Consider the following 26,151-nt stretch of genomic DNA (forward strand, 5'->3'; position numbering starts at 1 on the left):
CCGGCCCGTCCCGCCTTCGAGGGACATCCCATGCTGAGATACACCCTGCGCCGACTGGCAAGCGCCGTGCCCACGGTGTTCATCATCGTGACGCTGACCTTCTTCATGATCCGCCTCGCCCCCGGCGGCCCGTTCGATCTGGAACGGCCGCTGGACCCGCTGATCATGGCCAACCTGAACCGGGCCTACAATCTGGACGGCTCGCTCTGGTCGCAATACCTCACCTATCTCGGCAACCTGCTGCAGGGCGATCTGGGCCCCAGCTTCACCCGCCGCGATTTCTCGGTGAACGACCTCTTCGCCACCGGCCTGCCGGTCTCGATCCTGCTCGGCTCCTTGGCGCTGCTGCTGGCCACGGTGATCGGCGTCATCCTCGGGGCCATCGCGGCGCTGCGGCAGAACAGCTCGCTCGATTATGCCATCGTCGGTCTCGCCACCTTCGGCATCACCACGCCGAACTTCGTCGTGGCCCCGCTGCTGAGCCTGTTCTTCGGCGTTCTGCTCGGCTGGCTGCCGGCGGGCGGCTGGTCGCAAACCGATCCGATCTACTGGGTGCTGCCGGTGCTGACGCTGGCGCTGCCGCAGGTCGCGGTGATCGCGCGCCTCGTGCGGGGGGCGACGGTGGAGGCGCTGCGCTCCAACCATGTCCGCACCGCCCGCGCCTATGGCCTGCCGGCGCGCACCGTCGTCATCAAACACGCCCTGCGCGCGGCGATGCTGCCTGCCGTCTCCTATCTCGGGCCGACGGCCGCGGGACTGCTGACCGGCTCGGTCGTGGTCGAGACCATCTTCGGCCTGCCGGGCATCGGGCGCTATTTCGTGCAGGGCGCGCTGGGGCGGGATTACACGCTGGTGATGGGCACCGTGGTGGTGATCGCGCTCTTCGTCATCGTCTTCAACCTGATCGTCGACCTGCTCTACACCTTCCTCGACCCGCGGGTGCGCTATGACTAGGGGGCTCACATGACCGTCACTCCCGATCCGGCCGAGGTCGTCGCGGTCTCCGGCCGCTCGCTCTGGCAGGACGCCTGGATCCGGCTGCGGCGCAACCGCGCCGCGGTGGCCTCCGCCGTGGTGCTGATCCTGCTGGGCCTCGTCGGCCTCTTCGGCCCGATGCTCAGCCCGCATGACCATGCGCGGGTCTATCCGCAATTCGTCCGCGTTCCCGCCAGTCTCGAGGCCTATCCCCGCGCCGACGTGGTGCTGCCGAGCTTCGAGCGCGAGATGTCGCGCGCCCGGATCGAGGGCGAGCCCGTGCTGGAGGATGGCAGCGTCACGCTCGCGCTGCAGCAGGACGAGCCGATCGACGAGCGCATCCTGCGCTATTTCCAGCGCTCGGACCTGTTCATCAACCCGCGGCTCGATCTCGCCCCCGACGGGCTCAGCGGCACGCTGACCGCCGAAGTCGGCCAGTTGCACTTCTACTTCGGCACCGACGCGCTTGGCCGCGACCTGATGAGCCGGGTGTTCATCGGGGTGCGGATCTCGCTGGCGATCGGGCTGCTCGCCTCCTTCATGGCGCTGGTGATCGGCGTCTCCTATGGCGCGATCTCGGGCTATCTCGGCGGACGGGTGGACAACGTGATGATGCGGGTGGTCGACATCCTCTACTCGCTGCCCTTCATCTTCTTCGTGATCCTGCTGGTGGTGTTCTTCGGGCGGAACCTCGTCATCATCTTCATCGCCATCGGCGCGACCGAGTGGCTCGACATGGCGCGGATCGTCCGCGGCCAGACGCTGAGCCTGAAGCGGCAGGAGTTCGTGCAGGCCGCCGAGGCTCTGGGCGCCACCAAGGCGGGCATCCTGCGCCGCCACATCATCCCCAACACGCTGGGGCCGGTGGTGGTCTTCGTGACGCTGCTGGTGCCGAAGGCGATCCTGCTCGAAAGCCTGCTGTCCTTCCTCGGCCTCGGCGTGCAGGAGCCGCTGACCTCGCTCGGGCTCCTGATCTCCGAAGGGGCGAACAACATGCGCGGTGCGCCGTGGCTCTTGTTCTTCCCCGCCCTCACGCTGACCGCGATCCTCTTTGCGCTGAACTTCCTCGGCGACGGGTTGCGCGACAGCCTCGACCCCAAGGACCGCTGAGATGGAGCCGATCCTCGACATCAAGGGCCTGCGGGTCACCTTCCAGACCAATGACGGCCCGGTGGAGGCGGTCCGCGGCATCGACCTCAGCGTGAAGCCGGGCGAGACCGTGGCCATCGTCGGCGAGAGCGGCTCGGGCAAGAGCCAGGCCACCATGGCGCTGATGGGGCTGCTGGCCCGCAACGGCAAGGCAACCGGCTCCGCGCTCTACCGCGGGCAGGAGCTGATCGGCATGAGCGAGCGCAACCTGAACAAGGTGCGCGGCGACAAGATCACCATGATCTTTCAGGAGCCGATGACCTCGCTCGACCCGCTCTACCGCATCGGCGAGCAGCTGGCCGAACCCCTGCGCTTCCACCGCGGCCTCTCGCGCGCCAAGGCGCGTCCGCGCATCGTGGAACTGCTGAAGCTCGTCGGCATCCCCGAGCCGGAGCGGCGGATCGACAGCTATCCGCACGAGCTTTCGGGCGGGCAGCGCCAGCGGGTGATGATCGCCATGGCTTTGGCCTGCGACCCAGACATCCTGATCGCCGACGAGCCGACCACCGCGCTCGACGTGACGATCCAGGCGCAGATCCTGACGCTGCTGGCCGAGCTGCAGCAGCGGCTCGGCATGGCGATCCTGTTCATCACCCATGACCTCGGCATCGTCCAGCGCTTCGCCGACCGGGTCTATGTCATGCGCCGCGGCGAGGTGGTGGAGACCGGGGCCACAGCCGATCTCTTCGCCGCCCCCGCGCATCCCTACACCAGGATGCTGCTCGACGCCGAGCCGGCGGGCCGCAAGCTGCCGCCGCCCGAGAACGCGCCGGTGCTCCTGGACGGCCAGAATGTCGAGGTGGTGTTCCGCTCCAGCGGCGGCCTCTTCCAGCCCGCGGACGAGCTCCGCGCGGTGGACGGCATCTCGGTCGCGCTGCATCAGGGCCAGACCATCGGCATCGTCGGCGAATCCGGCTCGGGCAAATCCACCCTGGGCCGGGCGCTCTTGCGGCTGCTGCCTTCGGCGGGGGTGATCTCCTACAAGGGGCGCGAGCTGACCAACGACCCGGCGGCGATGCGCCCGATGCGGCGCGAGTTGCAGCTGGTGTTCCAGGACCCCTTCGGCAGCCTCTCGCCGCGCATGACCGTGGGGCGGATCATCACCGAGGGGCTGATGATCCACGAGCCGGCGCTCTCGGCCAGGGAACGCGACGTCCGCGCGGGCGAGGCGCTGGCCGAGGTCGGGCTGGAGCCCGGCATGCGCAACCGCTACCCGCACGAGTTTTCCGGCGGTCAGCGCCAGCGCATCGCCATCGCCCGCACGATGATCCTCAAGCCCAAGGTCATCGTGCTCGACGAACCGACCTCGGCGCTCGACCGCTCGGTGCAGAAGCAGATCGTCGATCTGCTGCGCGACCTGCAGCAGAAGCACGGGCTGTCCTATCTCTTCATCAGCCACGACCTCGCCGTGGTGCGGGCGCTGGCCGACTACATCCTCGTGATGAAGCAGGGCCGGGTGGTGGAGCAGGGCCAGACCGAGGCGATCTTCGACCATCCGGCGCAGGACTACACCCGCACACTGATGGCCGCCGCGCTGGAGACCACCCGCTTCCGGCAGGAAGACCCCGCGCCGGTACTGCCCTGAGGCCGGTTGATCCGGGTGAGCGTCATGCCTTCCAGCCAGGGCGGACACGCCGCCGTGCGCGGCCGGAACATCGCCTGCCCCTCGGTGTTGATCTGACAGGCAGCGTGGCCCCGCGCCGCGCCGCCTGAACACAGGAGGAAGACCATGGCAAATGCGGACAAGAAGCACTTCGGCGCCGGGATCAAGGGCAAGAGCGACGGGACCGGCGCGATGTCGGTGGCCGACACCGCCGATATTCCCGCCAACGCCGTCCTGTCGAACCGCGACAAGCAGGGCTCGTCCGAGCGCGGCCGCGACGGGAAGTCGATCCAGACCGAGCAGTATCAGGATCACCAAACCAACCGCCGCAGCGAAGAGTGAGGAGATCGCCATGACCAGCAGGATGCCCCCCGTGCCGAAGGCCAACCGCAGCTCCAAGGGGCCCGGCGGCAGCGCCAAGGCCGATCCGGCGGCGGCGAAGGCCCCCAGCGTGACCGACCCCGAAAAGCAGGGCCAGCAGGCCAACACCAAGATCAACACCACCAACCAAGGCCATCAGCAGGACCAGTAGGTCCGCGAGGCAGGGCGGCCCGCCGCGGCGGGTCGCTCAAACGGGCGGCCGCCGCGCCGCCCTTTCGATTGCGAGGAGCATCGCCATGACCGCACCGACCACTGACAAGACCGTCTCAGATCTCGCGCAGCGGCACGAGGTGTCGGAAGACGCCGTCCGGACCCTGCTCGCGGCGCTCCGCGCCGGGAACGGGCGGCAGGCCCAGTTCAGCCATCCCGAGCTTGGCGGCATGGGGCAATGGTCGGCGGGCGGCATGGTGATGGTGGGCGACATGTTCGACGCCTCAATGAAGGAGAAGGTCGACGCGCTCTGCACCGACCTTGCCAAGCGGATGTCCGACGGCGATCTGCCGGACGAGCCGGAGCAAGCTGCGGGGCAGGGCGCCTCCGCCAAGGAAAAGCCGTGGCCCGAGGACCTGGGGCGCCCGTCCTCGACCGGGTCGCAGAACGGCATGCGCTATGCCGTCTTCCCGGAGACCCGCCGGCTCGCCATCGACACCGACGGGCGGATCGAGATCTACGACACCGGCGACCACCGGATCGGCGGGGCGGCGCAGCAGCAGGGCGGCGGGTCGTCGCTGGCCTTCTCCAGCCAGAACGGCCCGGTGCGCCTGTCGGAGCTGCGCCGGCTGGACTAGCTCCGGACCGGCTCGCCCTTGATCAGCTTGCGGCGCAGCCAGCCCGAGAGCGTGTCCATCGCCATGACCATGAGCACGATCAGCACCATGTAATAGGCGACTTCCTCCCAGTCCTTCTGGGTGATGATCGCCTGCGTCAGCAGAAGGCCGATCCCGCCGCCGACGATGGCGCCGATCACGGTGGCGCTGCGCGTGTTGCTTTCGAGGTAGTAGAGCAGCTGGCTGAGCAGCACCGGCGTCACCTGCGGGATCACCCCGAAACGGGCGCGCTGCAGGGAATTGGCGCCGGTGGAGCGGATGCCCTCGACCTGCTTCTCGTCGATGTTTTCCAAGGCTTCCGAGAACATCTTGCCGAAGGAGCCGGTGTCGGTGATCAGGATCGCCAGCGCGCCGGTCATCGGGCCGGGGCCGAAGGCACGACTGAGTATGATGGTCCAGATCAGCGCGTCGACGCCGCGCACGAAGTCGAAGACCCGGCGGAAGGCGAAGCGGATGCTGCGCAGCGGCGTGAAGTTGGAGGCGGCGAGGAAGGCCAGAGGCAGCGCCACGATGCCCGCGCCCATCGTGCCGAGGAAGGCCATCAGCACGGTCTCGAACAGCGCCCAGGCGACATCGCCGTGGTGCCACATCTTGTTGGTCCAGAACTCGGACAGCATGTAGCCGAGATTGCTGCGTTCGGGGTCCACCCGCTCGCCCCAGAGCGCCATGCCGGCCAGCTCCAGCGGGCCCTTGCCGTAGAAGGGGCTGTCGAGGGTGAAGAAGAACAGCTCCCACCCCGCCTCGTAGCGGAAGACCTCGACCTTGGAGCGGGTATAGGCGAAGCGGCCCTGATCGGTGGTGACCGAGATGCGCGTAGCACTCTGGTTGATCCAGTCGGGCACCGGGCCGGGCGGCAGGTCGACGGCGAGGGCGTTGCCCTCGGGGCGCACGGCGATGGTGCCGTAGCCCGGGATCTCGTAGGCGGCGGCATCGGGCGTGTAGGTCACGAGGTGGCCCGCGCCGAGGTCGATCAGCGTGGCATCGCCCTGCTGGCTGACCCAGTCGGGCGAGAGACCGGGCGGATATTCACCCTTGCTTTCGCCCTCGACGGCGACGGTGAGGTCGCCAGAGCGGTTGTCACGGGTGACATGGGTCTTGTGCGACCAGAAATCGGACAGGAGGATGCCGACATTGTCGATCCGGGCGCGCGAGGCGAGGCCCGGCAGGTCGAAGGCCACGAAGATATAGGCCAGATAGACCACCAGCAGCAGCGGAACGAGGAAAGCCATGCGACGCTTACGGGCGATGAGCGCGCTCACGTCGTGGCGCAGGGTCATGTCGATGGCGGTCATCTTGCGCCCTTCACCAGACGGTTGCGGAAACGGTCGGAGAGCTGATCGACCAGGACGATGGTGGCGAAGAGCAGGAGGAAGATCGCCACGACCTGATCGTAACGCCCCTGTCCCCATTGCATCGCGAGCTTGAGGTCATAGCCGATGCCGCCCGAGCCGACGAAGCCGAGGATGGCCGAGGCGCGGATGTTGATCTCGAAGCGCATCAGCGCGTAGCTCGTCCAGTTCGGCGCGACCTGCGGCAGGATGCCGAGCCACATGCGCTGGAACCAGCTGGCGCCCACGGAGGACAGGCCCTCGACCGGCTTGAGATCGGCGTTCTCGGCCACTTCGGAGAAGAGCTTGCCCAGTGCGCCGGAGGTGTGGAAGGCGATGGCGATCATCGCCGGAACCGGGCCGCCGCCGAGGATGTAGATCAGCACGAGGGCGATGACGATCTCGGGGATGGCGCGCATCCCGTCCATCATCCGGCGGAACAGCGGGGTGAGGCGCGGCCAGCGGGCGAGATCGCGGGTGGAGAGAAGCGCGAGCGCGCTGGCAAGGAGCGCGCCGATCAGGGTGGAGACGGCGGCGATGTTCACCGTCTCGATAAGTGAGGGCAGGAATTGCAGCGCGAGCCCCGGGAGCGCGGCGCGGTTGCGCCAGGCCTCGGAGATCACCTCGGCGGGGAAGTCGTCGAGCTGGCGCAGGCCGTCGAGAAAACCGCCGGCGTTGCGGCTTTCGGCGACGCCGAAGCCGGAGGCCATGAGGGCGACGAAGAGCACCAGAAGGATGCCGCCATACATCCGCTTGCGGCGGACCATCTGCAGATAGGCGGTGTCTCGGCGCGAGGGATCGAGGCGGGGGCCCGGGTCCGGTCCGTAGGCGATGTCGACCATGCGGCCTCCAGAAGAACGCCGGGCTCCCTAAGGAGCCCGGCGCGGGGGGTGGGTTGGATTACTGACCGGAGAGCTTGCGGGCTTCGACGATGGTGTTGAAGGCCTCGTGGGTCACCGGCACGAAGTCCTTGGCCTCGCCCGCGGCGACGCCGTAGGCGCATTCCTTGTCGGTCTCGTGCAGGTCGGCGGTGAGCTGGGTCACCTTGTCCTTGATGTCGGCGGGGAGCGCCTTGCGCACCACCATCGGGCCTTCCGGGATCAGCGACGAGCGCCAGATCTCGACGATGTCGTTCATGTCGACGAGGCCCGCGTCGGCGGCCTTGCGGAAGGCGCCGGAGTTGTAGCCGTCTTCCCAGTTGCCCAGACCGTCCGACCAGGCCACGCCGGCCCCGGTGTCGCCGTTGGCGACGGCGACGATGCTCTGCTCATGGCCGCCCGAGAATTTCACTTCGCTGAAGAACTCTTCCAGCGGCATGCCGACCTGTTCCATCATCTCGACCGCCGGGATCAGGTAGCCCGAGGTGGAGTTCGGCTCGGCGAAGGCGAAGGTCTTGCCCTTGGCTTCCTCGAGCGTGGTGATGCCGCTGTCGGTGCGGGCGAAGCCGATGGAGTAGTAGCCGGTCGAGCCGTCGCCGTTCTGCTTGGTCAGACGCACTTCGACGGCTTCCGGATCGGTCAGGTAGATCTTGGCATAGGCCGAGGCACCGAGCCAGGCCATGTCGAGCGTGCCGCCGAGCAGGCCCTGGATCACGCCGTCGTAGTCGGCGGGAGTGAAGACCTTGACCGGCACGCCGAGCTCGGCCTCGATGGCGGCGCGGTAGCACTCGTTCGAGGTCATGCGATCCTGGGCGTTCTCGCCGCCGAGGATGCCGATGTTGAAGGCGGTCAGCTCCTGGGCCGAGACGGCGCCGGAAAGGGCGGTCGAGGCGGCGAGGGCGGCAATCAGGGATTTCATGGTCGTCTCCGGTTTGGATGGGTTTTTCATGTCAGCATCTGCTCGGCATAGGCATCGTCGAGCCTGTCGATCGAGGTGGAGGTGGCGGCCTCGGAGAAGGAGGCGTCCGCGCCGTAGATGTCGCGGGCCACGCCGGTGGTGAGCTGTTCGGGGCTGCCATCGAAGACGATCCGCCCGTCGCGCATGCCGATCACCCGGTCGCAGTAGCGCCGCGCGGTGTCGAGCGTGTGCAGGTTGCAGATCACCAGCCGGCCGTCCTCGTCATGGATGCGGCGCAGCGCGTCCATGACGATCTGGGCGTTCATCGGGTCGAGGCTGGCGATGGGTTCGTCGGCGAGGATGATCTTGGGGTCCTGCATCAGCGCCCGGGCGATGGCGACACGCTGCTGCTGGCCGCCCGAAAGCGCCTCGGCCCGCTTGGGGGCCTGTTCGGCGATGCCGAGCCGGTCGAGGATGTCGATGGCGCGGGTGATGTCGGCCTCGGGCCAGAGGTTGAACATGGTGGCGAGGGTGGAGCGGCGGTTCAGGAGGCCATGCATGACGTTGGAGGCGACATCCATCCGCGGCACCAGGTTGAACTGCTGGAAGATCATCGCGCATTGCCCCTGCCAGGCGCGCTTCTCCGCGCCCTTCAGCCCGAGGATGTCGCGGCCTTCCCAGAGCATCTCGCCCGAGGTCGCGTCGGTCAGCCGGTTGATCATGCGCAGGAGCGTCGATTTGCCGGCGCCGGAACGGCCGATGATGCCGATGAATCCCGGACGCTCCAGCGTGAAGCTCACCTTGTCTACGGCGGTCCTGGCGCCGAAGCGGCAGGTCACGTTGTTGGCGCTGAACAGCATAAGCGTCCCCTTGCAGTGTCGGGGCGGTAGCTACGCGGGGGGCGTGACGGTTGGCTTACAGTTCGGTGAAGGTTTTCCAAACATGGCCGGCCCGCGGATTGTCACGCCGCTGTCACGCAGCCGTCATCCGGCTGTTGCTTCTGCGGCTCACATCGGCGTGCGATAGGGTCCGGTTCAGGAGTTACTCATGCCGACAAGATTCATCTGCCTCACCTCGGTGCTGGCGCTCACCGCCGGCACGGCCAGCGCGGAGATGCACTTCAACCGCGTGTCCAGCTTCGCGACGCCGCTGAACATGGCGGCGGGCGAGGATGCGGCGCGCCCGAGCTCGGCCGAGATCATCTCGGCCAGCGGCGACGGCATGACGCTGGTCTATACCGACAGCCCGCTGGGCGTGATCGGCCTGATCGACATCACCGATCCGAAGGCCCCGAAGCCGCTCGGCAACGTCGACATGGGCGGCGAACCGACCGCGGTGTCGGTGGTCGGCAACACCGCCTATGTCGCGGTGAACACCAGCGAGAGCTTCACCAACCCCTCAGGCGTGCTGCGCGCCGTGGATCTGGCGACGAAAGAGATCACCGCCTCCTGCGATCTCGGCGGCCAGCCCGACAGCACCGCGGCGGCCAAGGACGGCTCCTTCCTGTCGATCGCCATCGAGAACGAGCGTGACGAGGATGCCGGCGACGGCCGCGTCGGCCAGATGCCGGCCGGTTTCCTGGTGCAGCTGCCGCTGACCGACAGCGCGCCGGATTGCGCCGCGCTGCGCAAGGTCGAGCTGACCGGCCTGACCGAAATCTCGCCGGAAGATCCGGAGCCGGAATTCGTCGACATCAACGGTCTGGGCGAGACCGTCCTGACCCTGCAGGAGAACAACCATATCGCCGTGATCGCGGCGGATGGCAGGGTCGTGTCGCATTTCTCGGCCGGCTCGGTCGATCTGACCGGGATCGACGCCACCGACGAGAAGGCGGCGCTGCGTTTCGAGGAAAGCCAGGAAGGCCGGCTGCGCGAGCCCGACGGCGTGCAGTGGCTGGATGACGAGACCTTCGCCATCGCCAACGAGGGCGACATGGACGGCGGCGCCCGCGGCTTCACCGTGATGAAGAAGGACGGCACTGTCGTCCACGAAAGCGGCGCCAATTTCGAACATGCCGTGGCCCGCGTCGGCCATTACCCAGACCGCCGCTCCGACGCCAAGGGCATCGAGCCGGAGGGCATGGAATTCGCCCGCTTCGGCGACGTGCCGATGATGTTCCTCTTGGCCGAGCGCGCCTCGGTGGTCGGCGTCTACGACATGACCGACCCGGCCAGCCCGGCCCTGAAGCAGATCCTGCCCTCGGGCATCTCGCCCGAAGGCGCGGTCGCCATCCCGCAGCGCAACCTGATCGCCACCGCCAACGAGACCGACCTGACCGAGGACGGCGGCGTGCGGGCGCATGTCATGCTCTACGAATACCAGGACGCGCCGGCTTCCTATCCGCAACTGGTTTCAGCCGATGACCAGCTGATCGGCTGGGGCGCTATCTCGGGCATGGCGGCGGGCGAGGACGGCACGATCTATGCCGTGAACGACAGCTTCTACGGCTTCCAGCCGACGATCTTCGAGATCGACGCCAGCCAGACCCCGGCGGTGATCGTCAAGGCGACGCCGATCACCCGTGGCGGCGCCGCGGCGCAGATGCTGGACATCGAGGGCATCACGCTGGACGGCGAAGGCGGCTTCTGGCTGGCTTCGGAAGGCAACGACGCCAAGTTGTTGCCGCATGGTCTCTACCACGTGAACGCCGAGGGCGAGATCGAGGACCAGGTGGCTCTGCCCGGCGACCTCCTGGCCGGCGCCACCCGCTTCGGCTTCGAGGGCATCGCCAAGGTCGGCAATACCCTGTGGATGCCGGTGCAGCGCGAGTGGAAGGATGACCCGAAGGGCATGGTCAAGCTGATGGCCTATGACCTCGAGACCGAGGAATGGGGCGCGGTGCACTACCCGCTGGAAGCTGCCGAAACCGGCTGGGTCGGTCTGTCGGAACTGACGGTGCAGGGCGACAACGCCTATCTGATCGAGCGCGACAACCAGATCGGTTCGGCGGCGAAGCTGAAGCAGATCACCCGCGTCTCGCTGGCCGAGATGAAGCCCGCGCCGCTGGGCGGCGAGCTGCCGGTGGTGACGAAGGAAGTCGTGCGCGACCTGATCCCCGACCTCGCGGCGAACGGCGGCTATGTCGTGGACAAGATCGAGGGTCTGGCCATCGCCGGCGACGGCACGGTCTGGGTCAGCACCGACAACGACGGCGTCGACGACAGCTCGGGCGAGACCTTCTTCTGGAGCTTCGGCAAGCTCTGAGGCCGCAGGGCTAAAGGGAAGGGGCGCGGCAGCGATGCCGCGCCCCTTTCGCCTTCCGGCAGCCTCAGCGGCTGATGACGGCCCGCACGGCGTAATCGCGGTAGAGCCCGCCGCAGCGCGCCGAACCGCCGATCGCCGCCGCCGTCGCCGTCACCACCGACGGCAGCGCGTCGCGCGGCGTCACGTGGAACCGCGCCAGCCAGCGCCGCAGCCCCTCGCGGAACCAGCCGGGTAGCCCGGCCTGGGTGCCGAAATCCACGACATGCAGCGCGCCCCCGGGCGCCAGATGCGCCGCGGCATGGCTCAGCGCCCGCTGCCAGTCGGGGATCATCGACAGGCTGTATGACAGCACGATCCGGTCGAATGCCGCCACGCCGAACAGCGCCTGCGCATCGAAGCTGCAGGCGTCGCCGAAGGCCAGCGTCGCGCGGCTGCCGAGCCTGCGCCGGGCCGAGCGCAGCATCTCGGCCGAGATGTCGAGCCCGTAGAGCCGCACGTCCGGATGGCGCTGCTGGATCAGCCGCAGGTTGCGCCCGGTGCCGCAGGCCAGCTCAAGGATGCGGGCCCCGGGCGGCGGGGCCAGATCGGCGATCAACCGGTCGCGGCCGAGCAGGTAATAGGCCCGCGTCAGGTCGTAGACCAGCCGCTGATGCCGGTAGGTCCGGTCCATCAGCTCGGCATGGGCGGCGTCCATCAGCGCCTCCGGTAGACGTGGAACCCGCCGTAGATCGCCGAGCGGTCGGCGCGGAAGCCGGTCTCCGAGGCCTCGCAGTCATAGGTCCAGCGCCCGAGGATGTCGGCGCGGACCCGGCCCGGCAGGATGTCGGTCGATCCGCCGGTGCGGAAGATCACCGTCGCCCCGCGCGCGGCGGTGCGGGTGATCTGCCGCCACAGCGCGCCGAGCTGCTCGTCGTTCATCCAGTCCTGCGCGTCGAGCAGGCTGTAGCCGTGCTTCGACGCCTCCGGCTCCTCGGCCAGCGCGTCGGTCAGCGAGCGGTTCACCAGCCGGGCCCGCTGCGCCGCATCGCGCAGCGCCTCGAAATTCTCGCGCTGCAGGTAGGGCGGCAGGGCGCGCGGCTCGGTCGGCGCATAGCCGCGGTGAAAGGCCTGCCAGGCGAAGTAGTTCTCCGACAGCGGGAAGCGGCAGACCAGCCGGCGCAGCCGCTCGCGCAGCACCGGGATCACGTCGCCGTTGCCGTCGGCGGCCAGCTTGTCGTACTGCGCCGGCGGGATGCCCAGCCCGAACAGCGAAGCGCGGCGGCGGGCGAGGAACTGCACCGGCCAGCTGTCGAACAAGGGCGCAAGCCGCTCGTCGAAGAAGCGCTGCTGCTCGGCGAGAGTGCGGCACTCCAGCAGCGGACGGAAGTCCACCCCGCCCAGCCGGGCCACCAGATGCGCAGCACCGATGAAGCGGCCGAGCAGCCCGTAGCGGTGCACCCCCTTGGTGAAGACCTCGATCCGGCGGTGGCCGAGGCTGCGCGTCTCCCAATAGGCGCGGGACGTGGAGTCGAGATGCGGCGCGATGTGCTGGTCGTAGCGGCGCAGGTTGGCCGGGCGGTCGGCATGGCCGAAGAACTCGTAGAACCGCTCGTGGTCGGGCATCTGCTGCGCCGCCGCCAACTTCAGCCGCCCCAACGCCACATGGGCCGGCGACAGGTCCACCGCCAGAAGCGAGGCGGGGCTGGCGGTCAGGTAGGACATCATGTTGCAGCCGCCGGAGGCGATGCAGACCAGGTTGTGCGAGGGCTTGATCGCCAGCGCCGTCATGTCGACGACCGGATCCTCCCAGATCTGGGTATAGACCATGCCGTGGAACAGCCGCGAGAACAGCCGCTCCAAGAGCCCGGTCGGGCTGAGCGGCTGGTTCTGGTGCACGGCGGAGCCGATCTGGGCGGGAAAGGAAACGTCTGGCGCAAGGTCAAGCACGGGGACACTCCGGGATGAGACACAGTTGCGGCTGTCTAGCGATGCAACGCAACGCTTGCGTGACGCCGGGCCTGCCGGCGCAGCCGCAGGATCTGGCGCAGCGCCGCCGCCGGCGAGATCACGCGGAAGATGTCGCGCAGCATCGCCAAGTCTGCCCGCAGACCGCCGACCAGACCGCGCTTGCGCGCCTTGGCCGGGCTCGCCACCCCCGGCCAGCGGCAGATGGCGACGCGGCAGCCCCGGGCGATCCAGACCCCGTTCAGATGCGCCTCCAGCCCGAAGCGCGGCAGGCGGCGCAGCCGCTCCAGCTCGGCCAGGAGCTGGGCGCGCGGCAGCACCCGCTCGCCCGAGATGTAGTCGACCCCGATCAGCCGCCAGGCCAGCGGCGCGTTGCCGCGCAGGCTCAGCGCCACATCGGCCTCGTCGCGCAGCACCGGCGACAGCAGCGCCGTGACATCGGCGGCGCCAAGCCCGGTCAGGTCGCTGTCGAGCAGCAGCAGCAGGTCGCATTGCAGGGCGGCTGCGCCCTCGGCCACGGCGGCGGTCTTGCCGCGGTTGGGCGACAGCGCCAGCACCTCGGCCCCGGCGGCGCGGGCGACCGCCGCGGTGCCGTCGGTGGAGCCGTCATCCACCACCAGCAGCCGGTCGATCAACGGATGGCGGCGCAGCGCCGCCAGCACCGCGCCGATCCGGGCGGCCTCGTTATAGGCCGGGATCAGGCAACCGACGCTCGGCCGGGTCATGGCGACCGCCGCGCGATCAGCCAGGCGAGGACGACGCCCAGCACGAGAACCACCGAGGCCGCCGCGATCCAGCCGCCGAAACTGTCGTAGGACGACCCGAACCACCAGCCGAGCGCGACGAAGACGGCGGTCTTCGGCAGGGTGGCGGCGAGGTTGCACAGCATGAACAGCCCGAAAGGCACCCGCGCCGCCCCGGCGGCGAACAGCACCGGCGCGCCGGCGGCATGGGTGAGCTTGGCGAGGATCAGGACTTTCGCAGCCGAGCCGCGCAGCCGCAGCGCCAGGGTCTCCACCCGCTCCTCGCGGACCCGCAGCAGCCGCATCAGCCGCCGCCCGCCGCCGCGCCCGGCGAGATAGAGCAGCGCGTCGCCGGCAAGATCGGCCAGCACCACGGTCAGCAGCACCAGACGCAGGTCCAGCACCTGCTGCTGCGCCAGCCAGGCGGCGATCACCGTGATGATCGGCCCCTCGATCAGCGCCAGCGGGGCCACCAGCGCCAGCCCATGCGTCGCCACCAGCGACAGCGCCAGTTCCGGGCCGATCATGGGCCGGGAACGGCCGGAGCCATCGCCGTGCCGCGCCACTCGAAGCCGCTGCGGGCGAAGGTGGCCAGCCAGAGCAGCGGCAGGCCGAGGTCGCGCAGCACCCAGGCCGCAAGGTCGCGCGGCCCGCGCGGCCAGCCCATCGCCCGGCAGAGCGCCCATTCGCCGCCGTACCACAGCAGCACGAAGCCGAGCGCCAGCGCCGGCTGCCCCGAGAGCGCGAGCAGCGGCAGCACCGGGCCGATCAGCGGCTCCAGCGCGAAGAGCCGGGGGAAGCCCTGCCGCCGGATCCGCGACCAGCGCAGCTGCCGCTGCCAGACCGCCCGCAGGCTGCGCTGCCCGACCGGCTGGCCGAAGGGCCGCGGCGCCAGCCGCACCGCGAGACCCGCCGCGCGCACCAGCTTGGTCGCCGCCACATCCTCGGCCATGTCACAGCCGAGCGCCGCGAGCCCGCCCTGCCGGTCCAGGAGATCCCGGTGCAGGAACAGCGTCTTGCCCTGGGCGAAGCCGTTGCCCACCGCGGCGGAGGCCAGCTGCCAGCGCGCCTGGCAGCCGTTGAGGAACCCGGCCTCCAACGCCCCGGCCAGCCCCTCGGGCCGCACGCCCGCGGGCGGCGAGGAGACGAGGCCGGTGCCCGGCGTCCAGCAGGCGACCAGCTGGCGCAGGTAGTCGCGCGGCAGGAAGAGATTGGCGTCTGCCATGGCGATCCATTCGGCCCCTGTCGCGTCCCAGCCCTTGGCGAGGTTGTTCAGCTTCGGGTTGCGGCTGATCCGCCGCTCGCCGATCAGCAGCCGGGCCCGCGCCCCGGGGTGGCGGGCGATCATGGCGCGCAGCGGGGCGACGGCGGGATCGGTCTCGGTGGCGGCGCAGAAGACGATCTCGTAATCGTGATAGTCGAGCCCGAAGCTCGATTCCAGCGTCTCGGCGTCGAGATGGTCCAGACCGCAGACCGGGCGCAGCAGGCAGATGAAGGGCAGGGGCCCGCGCGGCTGACGCCGCCGCAGCCCATGCGCCATGGCGAGCCCGGCGGTCAGCAGGTGCAGCAGCAGCAGCGCCGCGGCGAACAGCGCCCCGATCATGCCTTGCCCGCCGCCACCGCCCGCGCCTCGGCGAAGACCGGCAGCGGCGCCGTCTCGGGCTCGGCCTCGATCAGGGTGAAGCGGCCCTGCGCATCCTCGGCGATGGCGGTGAAGCTGTCGACCCAGTCGCCGCAATTGGCATAGCTGAGCCCGTGGTCGTCATGCAGCGCCGGCTTGTGGAAATGGCCGCAGATCACCCCGTCGCAGCCCGCCGCCCGCGCCCGCGCCACCAGCCGGATCTCGTAGCCGTTGCCGAGCGCCATCATCGTGTTCACCCCGGAAAGGAGCGCCTCGATCAGGCCGCGCCGGTCGGGGTCGACATGGCGGCGCAGCCGCTTCAGCCGGTCGTCGAGATGGCGTAGCGCCCAGTCCATCCGGCTGCCGATCCGGGTCAGGATGTGCCAGCGCAGGATGCGCGCGTCGCAGACATCGCCATGCAGCACCAGCCAGCGCCGCCCGTCGGCCGCGACATGCTCCACCTCGGCGGCGACCTCGATCCGGCCGAAATGCGTGCCGCGGTAAAGCCGCATCGCGCTGTCGTGGTTGCCGGTCAGGTAGATCAGCCGCGACCCCTGCTGCACCCGCTGCAGCAGCAGCGCGAGGATCTCGTCATGCAGTTCGGTCCAGTGCGGGAAGGGCGGGTGCCAGAGGTCGAGCACGTCGCCGACGAGGTAGATCTCGTCAGCCGTGTTCTGCTGAAGGAAGTCGAGGATGCGGTCGGGACGGCAGCCGCGTGCGCCCAGATGCAGATCCGACAGGAACAGGCTGCGATGGCTTCGCGGCAGACGCGGGACAGGTTGCGGCATGATGCGCTCCTTTGTGTCATCGCCCGACGCGGGGCGTCTTGCTGCGCTATGCCAAAGCAAGGCCACGATTTTATGACTGAGACCTGCGACACGCGCGCAGGCGGCCTTGCCTGTTGCCGGATTAACCCGCAGGTTTGCCGCAGGACGGGCAGGCGGGAGCGGGCGATGCGGCTGGAGATCGCGGCGGGCGGCGTGACGGTGGAGGCCGAGGATCTGGCCCCGCTCTTGGGGCTCACGGCGGCCGAGGTACCGCGGCTGATGCGCGAGGGCCGGATCACCGGGTTGGTGGAAGAGGGGCGCGACGCCGACGCCGGCCGCACCCGGGTGACCTTCCGCTACAAGGCGATCCGGCTGCGCTTCACAGTCGACGCCGCGGGCCGGATCCTGTCGCAAAGCCGGGTGGACGGGGCGGCGCCGGGCTGAGTGCGCCGCCCGCTCCGGTCAGACGGGCTCCTGCCAGCCATCCTCCATCACCAGATCCTCCAGCTTCAGCCGCTGCCGCCAGCCCTTCAGCGCCAGCTCCGGCGCGGCGTAGAACCGGTCGACATGGCCGATGCAGAGATAGGCCACGATCTTCACCCGCTCGGGCAGGCCGAGCAGGGCGCGCAGGTCGGCCTCGTGGTAGATGCTGACCCAGCCGACGCCCAGCCCCTCGGCCCGCGCCGCGAGCCAGAGGTTCTGCACGGCGCAGACGCTGGAATAAAGGTCCATCTCGGGATTGTGGGTGCGGCCCAGCACCACCGGGCCGCAGCGGTCGCGGTCGCAGGTGATGCAGATGTTCAGCGGCGCCTTCAGGATGCCCTGCAGCTTCAAGGCCCGGTAGGTCGCCTGCTTCTCGTCGGGAAACAGCGTCGCCGCCTCGTCATTGGCGCGCTGGAAGGCGGCATGCACCTCGGCGCGGCGGGCGGGATCGCGGATCAGGATGAAGTTCCACGGCTGCATGAAGCCGACCGAGGGGGCCAGATGCGCCGCCTGCAGCACGCGGTTCAGCATGGCGGGGTCGATCGGGTCGGGCAGGAACTCGTCCCTCACATCGCGCCGCTCGGCGATGATGTCGTAGAGCGCCTGACGCTCCTCGGCGCTGAACTGGCGGGCGGGGAGGGGGCTGACCTCGGGAGGGGTCGGGGCGGGTGGCATGGTCGCAGACCTTTCGCTCATAGACGATCCGCCGCTGTCCACGCGGCAGGAACCTCGCTGCCGGGCCGGTCTTCTGGCTTCGGATCATCTGCCCCGTGCGCCTTCCCGGAGTGATCCAGTGGCCTTCTGCCCGGGGCATCACCGTTACAGCGGCGGGCCCACGCCGGACTCGCACCGGCTTCCCGATTCTCCGCCTTTCGGCGGCACCCGGCTGCACCGGAAAACCAGAGGATGCGGCGCGGCGCAAGGGGCTTGCCGCCGCGGCGCCGGGTCAGGAGGGCCGCGGCGCCGGCTCCAGCAGCGCCTGCATGCCGGCGAGCGCGCTCGGCACATCATTGGCCATCGCCTCGGGGTGCAGATGCGCCACGAGATCGGCGGCGTCGGCGACGATCTGGCCGCAGACCATCACCCGGGCGCGCGGGCAAGCGATGCGGATCGCCAGCAGCAGCTTCGCCAGCGCCACCAGCGACCGGGCGCCGCTGGCCGACAGGCCCAGCACCGGGGCCGGGCTGGCGGCGAAGCGGGCGATCAGCTCGTCATGGCCCAGACCGACCAGCAGCTCGACCTCCCAGCCCTCGCGGCGGAACAGGTCGGCGGCCATGGTGACGCCCAGCGTATGGGTCTCGCCCGGCACGGCGGCGAAGACCGCGGCGCGCACGGCCCCGCCCGGCGGCGGGTCAAGCGGCGGGTCCAGCACATGGCGCAGGCCGCGCATGATGGCGTAGATCCGGCTGGAGGCGATGGTGACCAGCGCCGAGGGCACCCGGTCCTCGTCCCACCATTCCCCCAGCCGGCGCGCCGCCGAGGCGAGATAGGCCAGATAGATCACGTCGAGCGCGGCGCCCTCGCGGCGGATGCCGGCGATGAAGCGCGCGCCGGCCTCGGGGTCGGTCGAGGTGAGGGCGGCGCAGAGCGCGTCAATCTCGGCGCGGGACGGGGCGGCGAGGTCGCGCGCTTCCAGCTCGCGGGCCCGGCCGGCCAGCCGGGTGACGACCTCGCGCGCCAAGGACAGCACCGCATCCGCCGGCAGCGCCGACTTGAAGCTGGTCAGGCCGAAGGCCGACTGTTCCAGAAGCCGGCGGTCGAAGGGCCCTTGAGGTCCCGAAGTCATGCCCACCTCGACCTCCCCCCCAGGAACCCGGCAGTCTGTGACGGCGTTATGCCGCCCGAGCCTCGGCCAGAAAGACAGAGTCTGTCAATCATGGGTTACACTTTCTCAAGGTTTTCTGCAGGGAGCGTGGTCAAGCGATAGGGCCGGGCGGCGGCGCGATCCGGCGGCCGCGCAGCAGGCGGGCGCCGTCGCGGATGGTGACGAGGCCGGAGAGGGGGTCTTCGCTGATGACGGGTCCCTGCGCCGAGATATAGGCGGAGATCCGGATGGTCGCATGTGTCATGGTCTGGCTCGCAGCTGGATGGGATGAGAGCGCGGTCGCCCGCTGATCTGGCTGGGCCGGCGGCTGCAGGCCGCGCGTCCAGGCTGGGGCAAGGATGCGGCCGCAGGATCGGCGTCGCCTTGACCCAGATCATGTAAATGCTGCGACAAAGAAGCATGATTTCGCCCGCGACACCGGGAGCGGCGCCGATCCATCGGAGGCGTCACTCTAAGGGTTGGATCGCCTGAAAACCGGCGACGCCGGCTCCCGCGCGGTCAGGTCTGCAAGCCCGCCTTGGCCGGGCCCGGCGCAGGGGCCGGCCCGACGCGGTCGGCCATCAGCACCGCGACGAAGCGGGTGGAATCGAAGCTCGACAGCACGATGGCCAGCATCGAGGTGAGCGGGATGGCGAGGATCGCCCCCGGTATGCCCCAGATCGCGGTCCAGACCGACAGGGCGACGAGGATGACGAAGGGGCTCAGGTTCACCTGCCGCCCGACCATGCGCGGGTCGATGACGCTGCCGACCAGCACCTGCGCCGCCACGAGGCAGGCCCCCAGCCCCAGCGTCGCCCCCAGCGTGCCGAACTGCGCCAGCGACATCAGCACAGGGAAGACCACGCCGAGGAGCGAGCCGAGATAGGGGATGTAGTTCATCAGCCCGATCGCCACCGCCCAGAACAGCGCGAAGTTCACATCGAAGCCCAGCAGGATGACATAGGACACCCCGCCGAGGATGATGTTCACCAGCGTCTTCACCGCCAGATAATCGCTGATCCGCTGGTTGATGTCGGCGACCACGCTGCGCAGCCGGCCGGCGCTCTCGCTGTCTGGGAAGGCGGCGGTCAGCTTCTGGTCGAAGTTGGTCCGCTCGGCCAGGAGGAAGCCGGTGTAGAGCACCACGAGGAAGATCCCCGAGCCAATCGAGGTGAAGCTGCCCAGCAGGGTGAGCACCAGACTCTGCACGTCGATCCGGCCGATGGTGGCGTCATGCAGCGCCTGCCAGACCGCGGCGGATTCGAAGTCGAAGCGCTCTGCCAGCCGCTCGACCAGATCGACGAGGTTGGCCTGATAGCGCGGCGCGACATCGGCGATCTGGCGGATGGTCGAGGCGATGATCACCGCCACCGAAAGGAAGGCGACGGTGAAGGCGATCAGCACGCCGATGCGCAGCACCACGGTCGGGAAATGCCGCAGCACCGGCAGCCTTCGGAGCAGCCGTGTGGCCGAGAGGATGACATAGGCCGAGATCGCGGCGGTGACGATCGGCAGCAGGATCGGCCGGCCCAGCACCAGCAGGGCGCCGAGGCAGATCACCAGGATGACGGCCAGGACGAAGTTCGAAAACAGGGCTTGTTTCAAGGGGCGCTCCGCTCTGCCGGGGAGTCAACGGTCCGGCAGGACGGCGGCGGGGTCAACCTTTCCCTGCGCAAACCGCAGGTTCGACGCGGTTTTTCCCGCTGGCGCGCAGCAAGCGGGCATCATCGTGTGCGGCCGGCCTCACGCGCCGCAACGAGGCCGGGCCCCGCGCGGCCGGGGAGAGGCGGCGGCCTGCCGGGCAGGGGCCGGCCCACGGGAGGCGCCTAGGAAGGCGATCAGGCCACGAAGGCCGGAATAGGTGGCGGGGTCATGCGCCATCAGCGTGCGGCAGGCGTCGATCACCTGGGCGTCGCTGTACTGGCCGATGGCGGCGATGGTCCGGCGGGCTTCGGCAATGTGATCTGGGGCGGCAAGGTCTCTCATGCGCGTCGGGCTCCGTGAAATCGGTTGGGAGCGTATCAGCCTAACCGGTCGCCTTGCCGGTTTCATGACAGGAGCCATGACGGGGCAGGGGCCGGAGGCGCGCTCGAGACAGGAATTAGGGCGGATGCTGCACTGCCGCAACGCGCAATGTCTGCGGAGGCTGTGCGTGGATGCACCAAACTCTTCGACCATCTCCCTTGGGGCGCGGCAGCTATCCGCAGTTCACGCTACGTCAAATCGAAAAGGCTTGTGGCTCAACCACCTGCCAGACGGACAATCTCGCTGCGCAAGGCTCTCAGGGCTTGTCTCCAGCGGGAAAAGCCTCTTACCGTCCGATGCCATCGCCTTTACAACGCATGGCCATGCGATCCGGGAAACCCATGAACACTGGCGAGATCAAATCATCAGGCGCCGGGACCGGCAGCGCCATGCCCTTCTGGCCGCATGCGATGCGCACGGTCGCGACCTGGTCGCTGATCGAGCGCACGCCGGCCTATCGCGCCGGGTTCGCGCTGGCAGCCTTCGCGATCTCCTTCGCGTTGCGTTACGTTCTGGATCCCGTCCTGCCGCCGGGCTTCCCCTTCCTGACCTTCTTCCCCGCCGTGATCATCACCGCGCTGTTCGGCGGGGTCGCCGCCGGCACGGCGGTCGCGGTCGCCTCCGGCCTGGCCAGCTGGTATTTCTTCGTCGCGCCGCTGAGCTCCTTCGAGGTCACCGCGAATTCGATGGTGGCAATGAGCTTCTACGTCTTCATCGTGGCGACCGACATCCTGCTGGTCCATGCGATGAACCTCGCGCTGCGCGCCATGCAGACGGCGGAGCAGCACAGCGCCGGGCTGGCCGACGCGCGCGAGCTGATGTTCCAGGAGCTGCAGCACCGGGTCTCGAACAACCTGACCACCGTCTCGGCGTTGCTGGGGCTGCAGGCGCGCAAGATGTCCGATCCGGTCGCCAGCCGCGCCCTGGGCGAGGCTCAGGCGCGGCTCGACGTGGTCGGCCGGCTGCAGCGCCGGCTGCACGACCCGGACCGGCAGGTGCTGGAGCTGGGGAGCTTCGTCGAGGAACTGGCGCAGGACACGATCCGCGCCATGGGCGTGGAGGAGCGCGTCTCGGTCGAGGCCGAGACCGTGCCGCTGGCGGTGACCCCGGACCAGACGGTGCCGTTGGGGCTGATCGCCACCGAACTCCTGATGAACGCGGTGGAGCACGGCTTCGCCGGCCGCTGCACGGGCCGGTTGCACATCTCGCTCCGCCGCACCGGCGCCCCGGAGGCCGAGACCGGCGTGCTGATCCTGTCCGACGACGGCAACGGCCTGCCCGAGGGCTTTTCACCCGAAACGACGCGCAGCCTTGGGCTGATGGTCGCGCACCGCTTCGCGGCGCAGCTGGGCGGTTCGATCCGGTTCAGCCGCAATCCGCAGGGCGGCACGATCTGCCGCCTCGAATTTCCGGTGCAGAACGAGGCACAGCCGGGCTGATCCGCACGCGTCGCGGGCAACCGGCGCCGCCTCCCCGTCAGCCGCTTTGACTTTCGCCGAAACCCGCATAGACAGGCGCTGAAGGCGGCGCAGGAGAACATATGCCCGGACTGGATCTGGCCCCCACGGTTGAGGCATGGGTGGCGATCGGCATCATCCTCGGGATGCTGGTGCTGTTCATCCGCGAGACCTTCCCTGTCGAGGCCACCGCCATCGCCGGGGCGGCGCTGCTCCTGGTGCTCGGGATCCTGCCGCAGGACCGGGCGATGGATGTGCTGTCGAACAGCGCGCCCTGGACCATCGCCGCCATGTTCATTGTGGTCGGCGCTCTGGTCCGCACCGGGGCGCTGGACTGGGTGACCCAGCTCGCCACACGCCACGTCGCCACCCGGCCGCGGACGACCGTCTCGGTGCTGGGCGTGGGCATCGTCGGGCTCTCGGCGGTGGTGAACAACACGCCGGTGGTCGTGGTCTTCCTGCCGGTCTTCATCCAGCTGGCGGCGCAGCTGAAGGCCGCGCCCTCCAAGCTGCTGATCCCGCTCAGCTACCTGTCGATCATGGGCGGCACGCTGACCCTCGTCGGCACCTCGACGAACCTGGTGGTCGACGGGGTGGCGCGCTCGGCCGGTCTCGCCCCCTTCACCATCTTCGAGATCACCCCGGTCACCCTGCCGTTGGCGGTGGTCGGCATCCTCTATCTCGGCCTCCTCGGCAACTGGCTGCTGCCCAGCCGCCCCTCGATGACGGCGATGCTGACCAATCGCTCGAAGATGAAGTTCTTCACCGAGGTGGCGGTGCCCGAGGGATCCTCGCTGATCGGCAAGCCGCTGGAACAGGTCGAGCTGTTCCGCCGCGGCGGGGCCATGGTGATCGACGTGCTGCGCGGCGACGCCTCGCTGCGCCGCGATCTGGCGGGGGTGGAGCTGATGGCGGGCGACCGCGTGGTGCTGCGCACGCCGATGTCGGAGCTCCTGAGCCTGCAGGAACACAAGGATCTGCAGGTGGTCGACAAGCTGACCTCGGTCGCCACCGACACGGTCGAGGTGCTCATCACCCCCGGCTGCCGGATGATCGGACGCTCCCTGGGGCAGTTAAGACTCCGCCGCAGGTATGGCGTCTATCCTCTTGCCGTGCATCGCAGAAACCAGAACATCGGCCGTCAGCTCGACGACCTCGTCGTGGCGGTGGGCGACACGCTGCTGGTCGAGGGCGCGCCCTCCGATATCCAGCGCCTCGCGCAGGACATGGAGCTGACCGACCTCTCGCACCCGACCGAGCGCGCCTTCCGCCGCAAGAAGGCGCCGATCGCCGTCGGGGTGCTGGCCGCCATCATCCTTCTGTCCTCGCTGGAGGTGGCGCCGATCGAGATCATCGCCTTCATCGGCGTCGCCGTTGTGCTGGTGACGCGCTGCATCGACAGCGACGAGGCCTTCGCCTCGATCGATGGCCGGCTGCTGGCCATGCTCTTCGGCATGATCGCCGTCGGCGTCGGGCTGGAGCAGTCGGGCGCCGTGCAGCTTCTGGTCGCGGCCTCAGAGCCTCTGCTGGTCGGCATGGCGCCCTGGCTACTGATTTTCTGCGTCTTCGCCCTGACCTCGCTGCTTACGGAACTCCTGTCGAACAACGCCGTTGCCGTGGTGGTGACTCCGGTCGCCATCGGGCTGGCGCAGAACCTCGGTCTCGACCCGCGACCGATCCTGATCGCAGTCATGCTGGGGGCCTCCTTCGGCTTCGCCACGCCGATCGGCTACCAGTGCAACCTTCTGGTCTACGGGCCGGGGGGCTACACCTTCGGCGATTTCCTGCGGATCGGGGCGCCGCTGAACGTCCTGATGGGGATTGCTGCGGCAATCGTCATCCCTTTGGTCTATGGTCTTTGAAGGCGTCTAGCGACGCGGCAACACAGGCAGTGACGCGATGAGCCGGCTCGATCTTCTCACCCCCGGTTTGCCGGAGCTTCTGGACGACCTGCCGCCGAAACCCTTCTCGGCCATCCTGCAGGACATCGCCGCCCGACCGGGCGAGCGGATCTCGCTGGGCGACCTGCTGGAGGCGATGCAGGGCAGGGCCTTCGGCGCGCTGCTGATCGTCTTCGCCTTCCCCAACATCCTGCCCAGCCCGCCCGGCCTCGCCGGGATCCTCGGGTTGCCGCTGATCTTCCTCTCGGCGCAGATGATGCTGGGCCGGCCGCCATGGCTGCCGCAGATCATCGCCCGCCGCTCGATGAGCCGCAGCGCCTTCGCCACCCTGGTCGAGCGCGGCGCGCCCTGGCTGGCCCGGGCCGAGCGGCTGCTGCGCGAGCGGATGCTGGGCCTGTCCTCGGCGGCGGCGCAGCGGCTGATCGGGCTGGTCTGCCTGCTCCTGTCGCTGACGCTGGTGCTGCCGGTGCCCTTCGGCAACATGCTGCCCTCCATCGCGCTCTGCCTCATCGCGCTCGGCGTGCTGGAGCGCGACGGGCTCTGGATCGTCGGCGGGATCACCAGCGCCTTCATCGCCGTCGTCATCGTCGGCGGCATGGGCTATGCACTGGCGCAATCCGCGCTCTTCGTGATGCGCAGCGCCTTCTAGTCGGCCTCGGTGAAGACCTGCTCGCGCTTGCGGCAGCAGGACGGGTCTCGGAGAGACAGAAAACGGCGGCTGAGGGCCGGGAACCGCCGCTCAGGGAGAGCCGGTTCTCTCCCTAAGAACTGTTGTCACCAGGTCTCGTGTTCGCTCATCAGAACAATCCCCATCTGCGGCCACCTCCAAGCTCATGCCGAGCAAGAGGATGACACTTCTACTTTGCCAGATGGCGACAATTCTACTTTGTGCCTACAAGAGTTAAACCCATAATCATTCTTATGTAATCTACTGCCGGTTTCCGCGAACGCCAACCGGGTCCCGCAGCCTCCGGATCAGCCGTTTCCGCGCCCATCGGCCAGATGGTCCGCGAGGTGGTGGATGTGCTCCGTCCCGACGCCGCAGCAGCCGCCGATGATCGTCGCGCCCTGCGCCGCCCAGCCTTTGGCCCAGCCGCAGTAGCGCGGCGGGTCGAGGTCGGCGCGGATGGTCGAGATCACCTCGTTCGCGCCGCCATCCTCGTCCTGCGAGTCGTCGAAGGCATTGGCATAAACCCCCAGCCGCAGCCCGGGCGCCGCAGTCCGCGCCGCCTCCAGCGCCGCGCCCATCACCTCGGGGCGCGAGCAGTTGAACAGCAGCGCCTCGGCTCCCAGCCGCAGCGCCAGCCGCGCCGCATCAGTGACGGCTTCGCCCGAGCGCAGCAGCGGGGCCGAGTCCAGCTCGTCGCGCAGGGTGAAGGAAAGCCACAGCGGCTTGCCGCTGCCCTGCACCGCCAGCGCCGCGGCCTCCGCCTCGGCGAGGCTGCTCTGGGTCTCGGCCAGCCAGAGATCGACATGCGGCGCCAGCCCGCGCACCAGCACCGACAGAAGCGCCTGCGCCCGCTCCGGCTCGAAGAGGTCGGGCCGGTAGGAGCCGAAGACCGGCGGCAGCGACCCGGCGACCCGCACCCCCGGCGCCTCCGCAGCGGCCTGCCGGGCGAGCTGCCCCGCCAGATCGGCCAGCCGCTCGCCCTCGGCGGCGAAGCGCGCCTCGCCGATGTGGAACGGCACCAGCGCATAGGAATTGGTGGTGATCACCTGCGCCCCGGCGCGGATGAAGCCGTCATGCACCCGGGCCACGGCCTCCGGCGCCTCGATCAGCGCCAGCGCCGACCACTCCGGCTGGCGGAACGGCGCGCCCGAGCGTTCCAGTTCGCGGCCCATGCCGCCGTCGAGAAGGATCATCCCGGTCATCTTGCCTCTCCCGCTGCCCGGCCTCTGCGGCCCGCCCCGACTGTAGCCGCAGCGCCCCCGGACCGCCACAGTGGCCCGCCTGCCCCGGATGTATCATTCACGCAACACCGAAGATGATCCCGGTTCCGGGCCGCAACTTTGAGCAGTGTTTAGAGTTTGGTAAGGAATACGCTGTACGGGGTGAGACAGCTGCCCGGGACACCGGAACCGACAAAGGGGCCGACATGACTCTCACCTGCGAAGGCTGCCGCAAGGGCGCGGCCGATCTGGCCCCCTTCACCATGGCCTTCC

27 protein-coding genes and 1 riboswitch are annotated in these 26,151 nt (G+C 69.2%); of the genes, 11 read left to right on the forward strand and 16 right to left on the reverse strand.

Going from position 1 to position 26,151, the window contains the following annotated elements; translation table 11 throughout:
- Window positions 1–30 precede the first annotated feature (30 nt).
- The 6 genes from oppB (at window position 31) to C5F48_RS02215 (ending at window position 4,896) form a co-directional block, all read left to right on the forward strand.
- Window positions 31–954, forward strand: coding sequence for an oligopeptide ABC transporter permease OppB (gene oppB / locus C5F48_RS02190; RefSeq protein ID WP_107662269.1), 924 nt, complete (start codon window positions 31–33; stop codon window positions 952–954).
- A gap of 9 nt (window positions 955–963) precedes the next feature.
- Window positions 964–2,085, forward strand: coding sequence for an ABC transporter permease subunit (locus C5F48_RS02195; protein ID WP_107662270.1), 1,122 nt, complete (start codon window positions 964–966; stop codon window positions 2,083–2,085).
- 1 nt (window position 2,086) lies between these two features.
- The gene (locus C5F48_RS02200; RefSeq protein ID WP_107662271.1) at window positions 2,087–3,709 is read left to right on the forward strand and encodes an ABC transporter ATP-binding protein; all 1,623 of its coding nucleotides are present in this window, start codon (window positions 2,087–2,089) and stop codon (window positions 3,707–3,709) included.
- 144 nt (window positions 3,710–3,853) lie between these two features.
- The gene (locus C5F48_RS02205; RefSeq protein WP_107662272.1) at window positions 3,854–4,069 is read left to right on the forward strand and encodes a hypothetical protein; all 216 of its coding nucleotides are present in this window, start codon (window positions 3,854–3,856) and stop codon (window positions 4,067–4,069) included.
- 10 nt (window positions 4,070–4,079) lie between these two features.
- Window positions 4,080–4,259, forward strand: coding sequence for a hypothetical protein (locus C5F48_RS02210; RefSeq protein ID WP_107662273.1), 180 nt, complete (start codon window positions 4,080–4,082; stop codon window positions 4,257–4,259).
- 85 nt (window positions 4,260–4,344) lie between these two features.
- Window positions 4,345–4,896, forward strand: a complete 552-nt coding sequence (locus tag C5F48_RS02215; RefSeq protein WP_107662274.1) for a hypothetical protein — start codon at window positions 4,345–4,347, stop codon at window positions 4,894–4,896.
- Here the strand turns inward: C5F48_RS02215 and phnE (C5F48_RS02220) are convergent.
- Genes phnE (C5F48_RS02220) through phnC form a run of 4 tightly spaced genes read right to left on the reverse strand, consistent with a single transcriptional unit; the run spans window position 4,893 to window position 8,899 of the window.
- Window positions 4,893–6,227: a phosphonate ABC transporter, permease protein PhnE gene (gene phnE, locus C5F48_RS02220; protein ID WP_107662275.1), complete on the reverse strand. Its 1,335-nt coding sequence runs from the start codon at window positions 6,225–6,227 to the stop codon at window positions 4,893–4,895. The two genes, C5F48_RS02215 and phnE (C5F48_RS02220), sit on opposite strands and share 4 nt — an antisense overlap.
- Window positions 6,224–7,105: a phosphonate ABC transporter, permease protein PhnE gene (gene phnE / locus C5F48_RS02225; RefSeq protein WP_107662276.1), complete on the reverse strand. Its 882-nt coding sequence runs from the start codon at window positions 7,103–7,105 to the stop codon at window positions 6,224–6,226. Before phnE (C5F48_RS02225) ends, phnE (C5F48_RS02220) begins: the two co-directional genes overlap by 4 nt.
- A gap of 58 nt (window positions 7,106–7,163) precedes the next feature.
- Entirely contained in the window at window positions 7,164–8,060 is an 897-nt protein-coding gene (gene phnD / locus C5F48_RS02230; RefSeq protein WP_107662277.1) for a phosphonate ABC transporter substrate-binding protein, read from the reverse strand.
- A gap of 26 nt (window positions 8,061–8,086) precedes the next feature.
- A complete protein-coding gene (gene phnC, locus C5F48_RS02235) occupies window positions 8,087–8,899 on the reverse strand; it encodes a phosphonate ABC transporter ATP-binding protein (protein ID WP_373454321.1) in 813 nt (270 codons plus the stop codon).
- 187 nt (window positions 8,900–9,086) lie between these two features.
- Between phnC and C5F48_RS02240 the strand changes: the two genes are divergently transcribed.
- Entirely contained in the window at window positions 9,087–11,243 is a 2,157-nt protein-coding gene (locus C5F48_RS02240) for an esterase-like activity of phytase family protein (RefSeq protein ID WP_107662278.1), read from the forward strand.
- Window positions 11,244–11,307: 64 nt separating this feature from the next.
- On the opposite strand, the gene C5F48_RS02245 is transcribed toward C5F48_RS02240, so the two are convergent.
- From C5F48_RS02245 to C5F48_RS02270, 6 genes are read right to left on the reverse strand one after another with little or no spacing between them, the layout of a single operon-like run.
- Window positions 11,308–11,940 carry a class I SAM-dependent methyltransferase gene (locus C5F48_RS02245; RefSeq protein ID WP_107662279.1) on the reverse strand — a complete coding sequence of 211 codons (633 nt, stop codon included), beginning with the start codon at window positions 11,938–11,940 and terminating at the stop codon, window positions 11,308–11,310.
- Entirely contained in the window at window positions 11,937–13,169 is a 1,233-nt protein-coding gene (locus C5F48_RS02250) for a BtaA family protein (RefSeq protein ID WP_245941477.1), read from the reverse strand. The genes C5F48_RS02245 and C5F48_RS02250 overlap by 4 nt, the downstream gene beginning before the upstream one ends.
- 35 nt (window positions 13,170–13,204) lie before the next feature.
- On the reverse strand, window positions 13,205–13,912 hold the full coding sequence (locus C5F48_RS02255; RefSeq protein ID WP_107662280.1) for a glycosyltransferase: 708 nt from the start codon (window positions 13,910–13,912) through the stop codon (window positions 13,205–13,207).
- Window positions 13,909–14,457 carry a VTT domain-containing protein gene (locus C5F48_RS02260; RefSeq protein WP_107662296.1) on the reverse strand — a complete coding sequence of 183 codons (549 nt, stop codon included), beginning with the start codon at window positions 14,455–14,457 and terminating at the stop codon, window positions 13,909–13,911. The genes C5F48_RS02255 and C5F48_RS02260 overlap by 4 nt, the downstream gene beginning before the upstream one ends.
- Window positions 14,454–15,533: a ceramide glucosyltransferase gene (locus tag C5F48_RS02265; protein ID WP_107662281.1), complete on the reverse strand. Its 1,080-nt coding sequence runs from the start codon at window positions 15,531–15,533 to the stop codon at window positions 14,454–14,456. The genes C5F48_RS02260 and C5F48_RS02265 overlap by 4 nt, the downstream gene beginning before the upstream one ends.
- Entirely contained in the window at window positions 15,530–16,339 is an 810-nt protein-coding gene (locus tag C5F48_RS02270) for a UDP-2,3-diacylglucosamine diphosphatase (RefSeq protein WP_107662282.1), read from the reverse strand. The genes C5F48_RS02265 and C5F48_RS02270 overlap by 4 nt, the downstream gene beginning before the upstream one ends.
- 165 nt (window positions 16,340–16,504) lie before the next feature.
- Between C5F48_RS02270 and C5F48_RS02275 the strand changes: the two genes are divergently transcribed.
- Window positions 16,505–16,762 carry a DUF6522 family protein gene (locus tag C5F48_RS02275; RefSeq protein WP_107662283.1) on the forward strand — a complete coding sequence of 86 codons (258 nt, stop codon included), beginning with the start codon at window positions 16,505–16,507 and terminating at the stop codon, window positions 16,760–16,762.
- An 18-nt stretch (window positions 16,763–16,780) separates the two neighbouring features.
- Here C5F48_RS02275 and bluB read toward each other — a convergent pair whose 3' ends face one another.
- From bluB to C5F48_RS02295, 5 genes are all read right to left on the reverse strand, one after another.
- Complete coding sequence (bluB, locus tag C5F48_RS02280) at window positions 16,781–17,476, reverse strand: 5,6-dimethylbenzimidazole synthase (protein WP_107662284.1); 696 nt, start codon at window positions 17,474–17,476, stop codon at window positions 16,781–16,783.
- A gap of 46 nt (window positions 17,477–17,522) precedes the next feature.
- Window positions 17,523–17,702, reverse strand: a riboswitch (cobalamin riboswitch).
- 45 nt (window positions 17,703–17,747) lie between these two features.
- The gene (locus tag C5F48_RS02285) at window positions 17,748–18,587 is read right to left on the reverse strand and encodes a cobalamin B12-binding domain-containing protein (RefSeq protein ID WP_146170549.1); all 840 of its coding nucleotides are present in this window, start codon (window positions 18,585–18,587) and stop codon (window positions 17,748–17,750) included.
- A 130-nt stretch (window positions 18,588–18,717) separates the two neighbouring features.
- Window positions 18,718–18,870 carry a hypothetical protein gene (locus tag C5F48_RS25010; protein ID WP_170139706.1) on the reverse strand — a complete coding sequence of 51 codons (153 nt, stop codon included), beginning with the start codon at window positions 18,868–18,870 and terminating at the stop codon, window positions 18,718–18,720.
- 254 nt (window positions 18,871–19,124) lie between these two features.
- Window positions 19,125–20,210 carry an AI-2E family transporter gene (locus C5F48_RS02290; protein WP_107662286.1) on the reverse strand — a complete coding sequence of 362 codons (1,086 nt, stop codon included), beginning with the start codon at window positions 20,208–20,210 and terminating at the stop codon, window positions 19,125–19,127.
- Window positions 20,211–20,348: 138 nt separating this feature from the next.
- Complete coding sequence (locus C5F48_RS02295) at window positions 20,349–20,591, reverse strand: hypothetical protein (protein ID WP_107662287.1); 243 nt, start codon at window positions 20,589–20,591, stop codon at window positions 20,349–20,351.
- A 380-nt stretch (window positions 20,592–20,971) separates the two neighbouring features.
- On the opposite strand from C5F48_RS02295, the gene C5F48_RS02300 reads away from it, so the two are divergent.
- The 3 genes from C5F48_RS02300 (at window position 20,972) to C5F48_RS02310 (ending at window position 24,637) form a co-directional block, all read left to right on the forward strand.
- Window positions 20,972–22,069: a sensor histidine kinase gene (locus C5F48_RS02300; RefSeq protein ID WP_245941476.1), complete on the forward strand. Its 1,098-nt coding sequence runs from the start codon at window positions 20,972–20,974 to the stop codon at window positions 22,067–22,069.
- A gap of 101 nt (window positions 22,070–22,170) precedes the next feature.
- Complete coding sequence (locus C5F48_RS02305; protein ID WP_107662288.1) at window positions 22,171–23,949, forward strand: SLC13 family permease; 1,779 nt, start codon at window positions 22,171–22,173, stop codon at window positions 23,947–23,949.
- A gap of 37 nt (window positions 23,950–23,986) precedes the next feature.
- Window positions 23,987–24,637 (forward strand): exopolysaccharide biosynthesis protein, encoded by a 651-nt coding sequence (locus tag C5F48_RS02310; RefSeq protein ID WP_107662289.1) that lies wholly within the window; start codon window positions 23,987–23,989, stop codon window positions 24,635–24,637.
- A 326-nt stretch (window positions 24,638–24,963) separates the two neighbouring features.
- On the opposite strand, the gene C5F48_RS02315 is transcribed toward C5F48_RS02310, so the two are convergent.
- A complete protein-coding gene (locus tag C5F48_RS02315) occupies window positions 24,964–25,860 on the reverse strand; it encodes a homocysteine S-methyltransferase family protein (protein ID WP_107662290.1) in 897 nt (298 codons plus the stop codon).
- Between the last annotated feature and the right edge of the window lie 291 nt (window positions 25,861–26,151).

Source organism: Cereibacter changlensis JA139, from assembly GCF_003034985.1.
Taxonomy (GTDB): domain Bacteria; phylum Pseudomonadota; class Alphaproteobacteria; order Rhodobacterales; family Rhodobacteraceae; genus Cereibacter; species Cereibacter changlensis.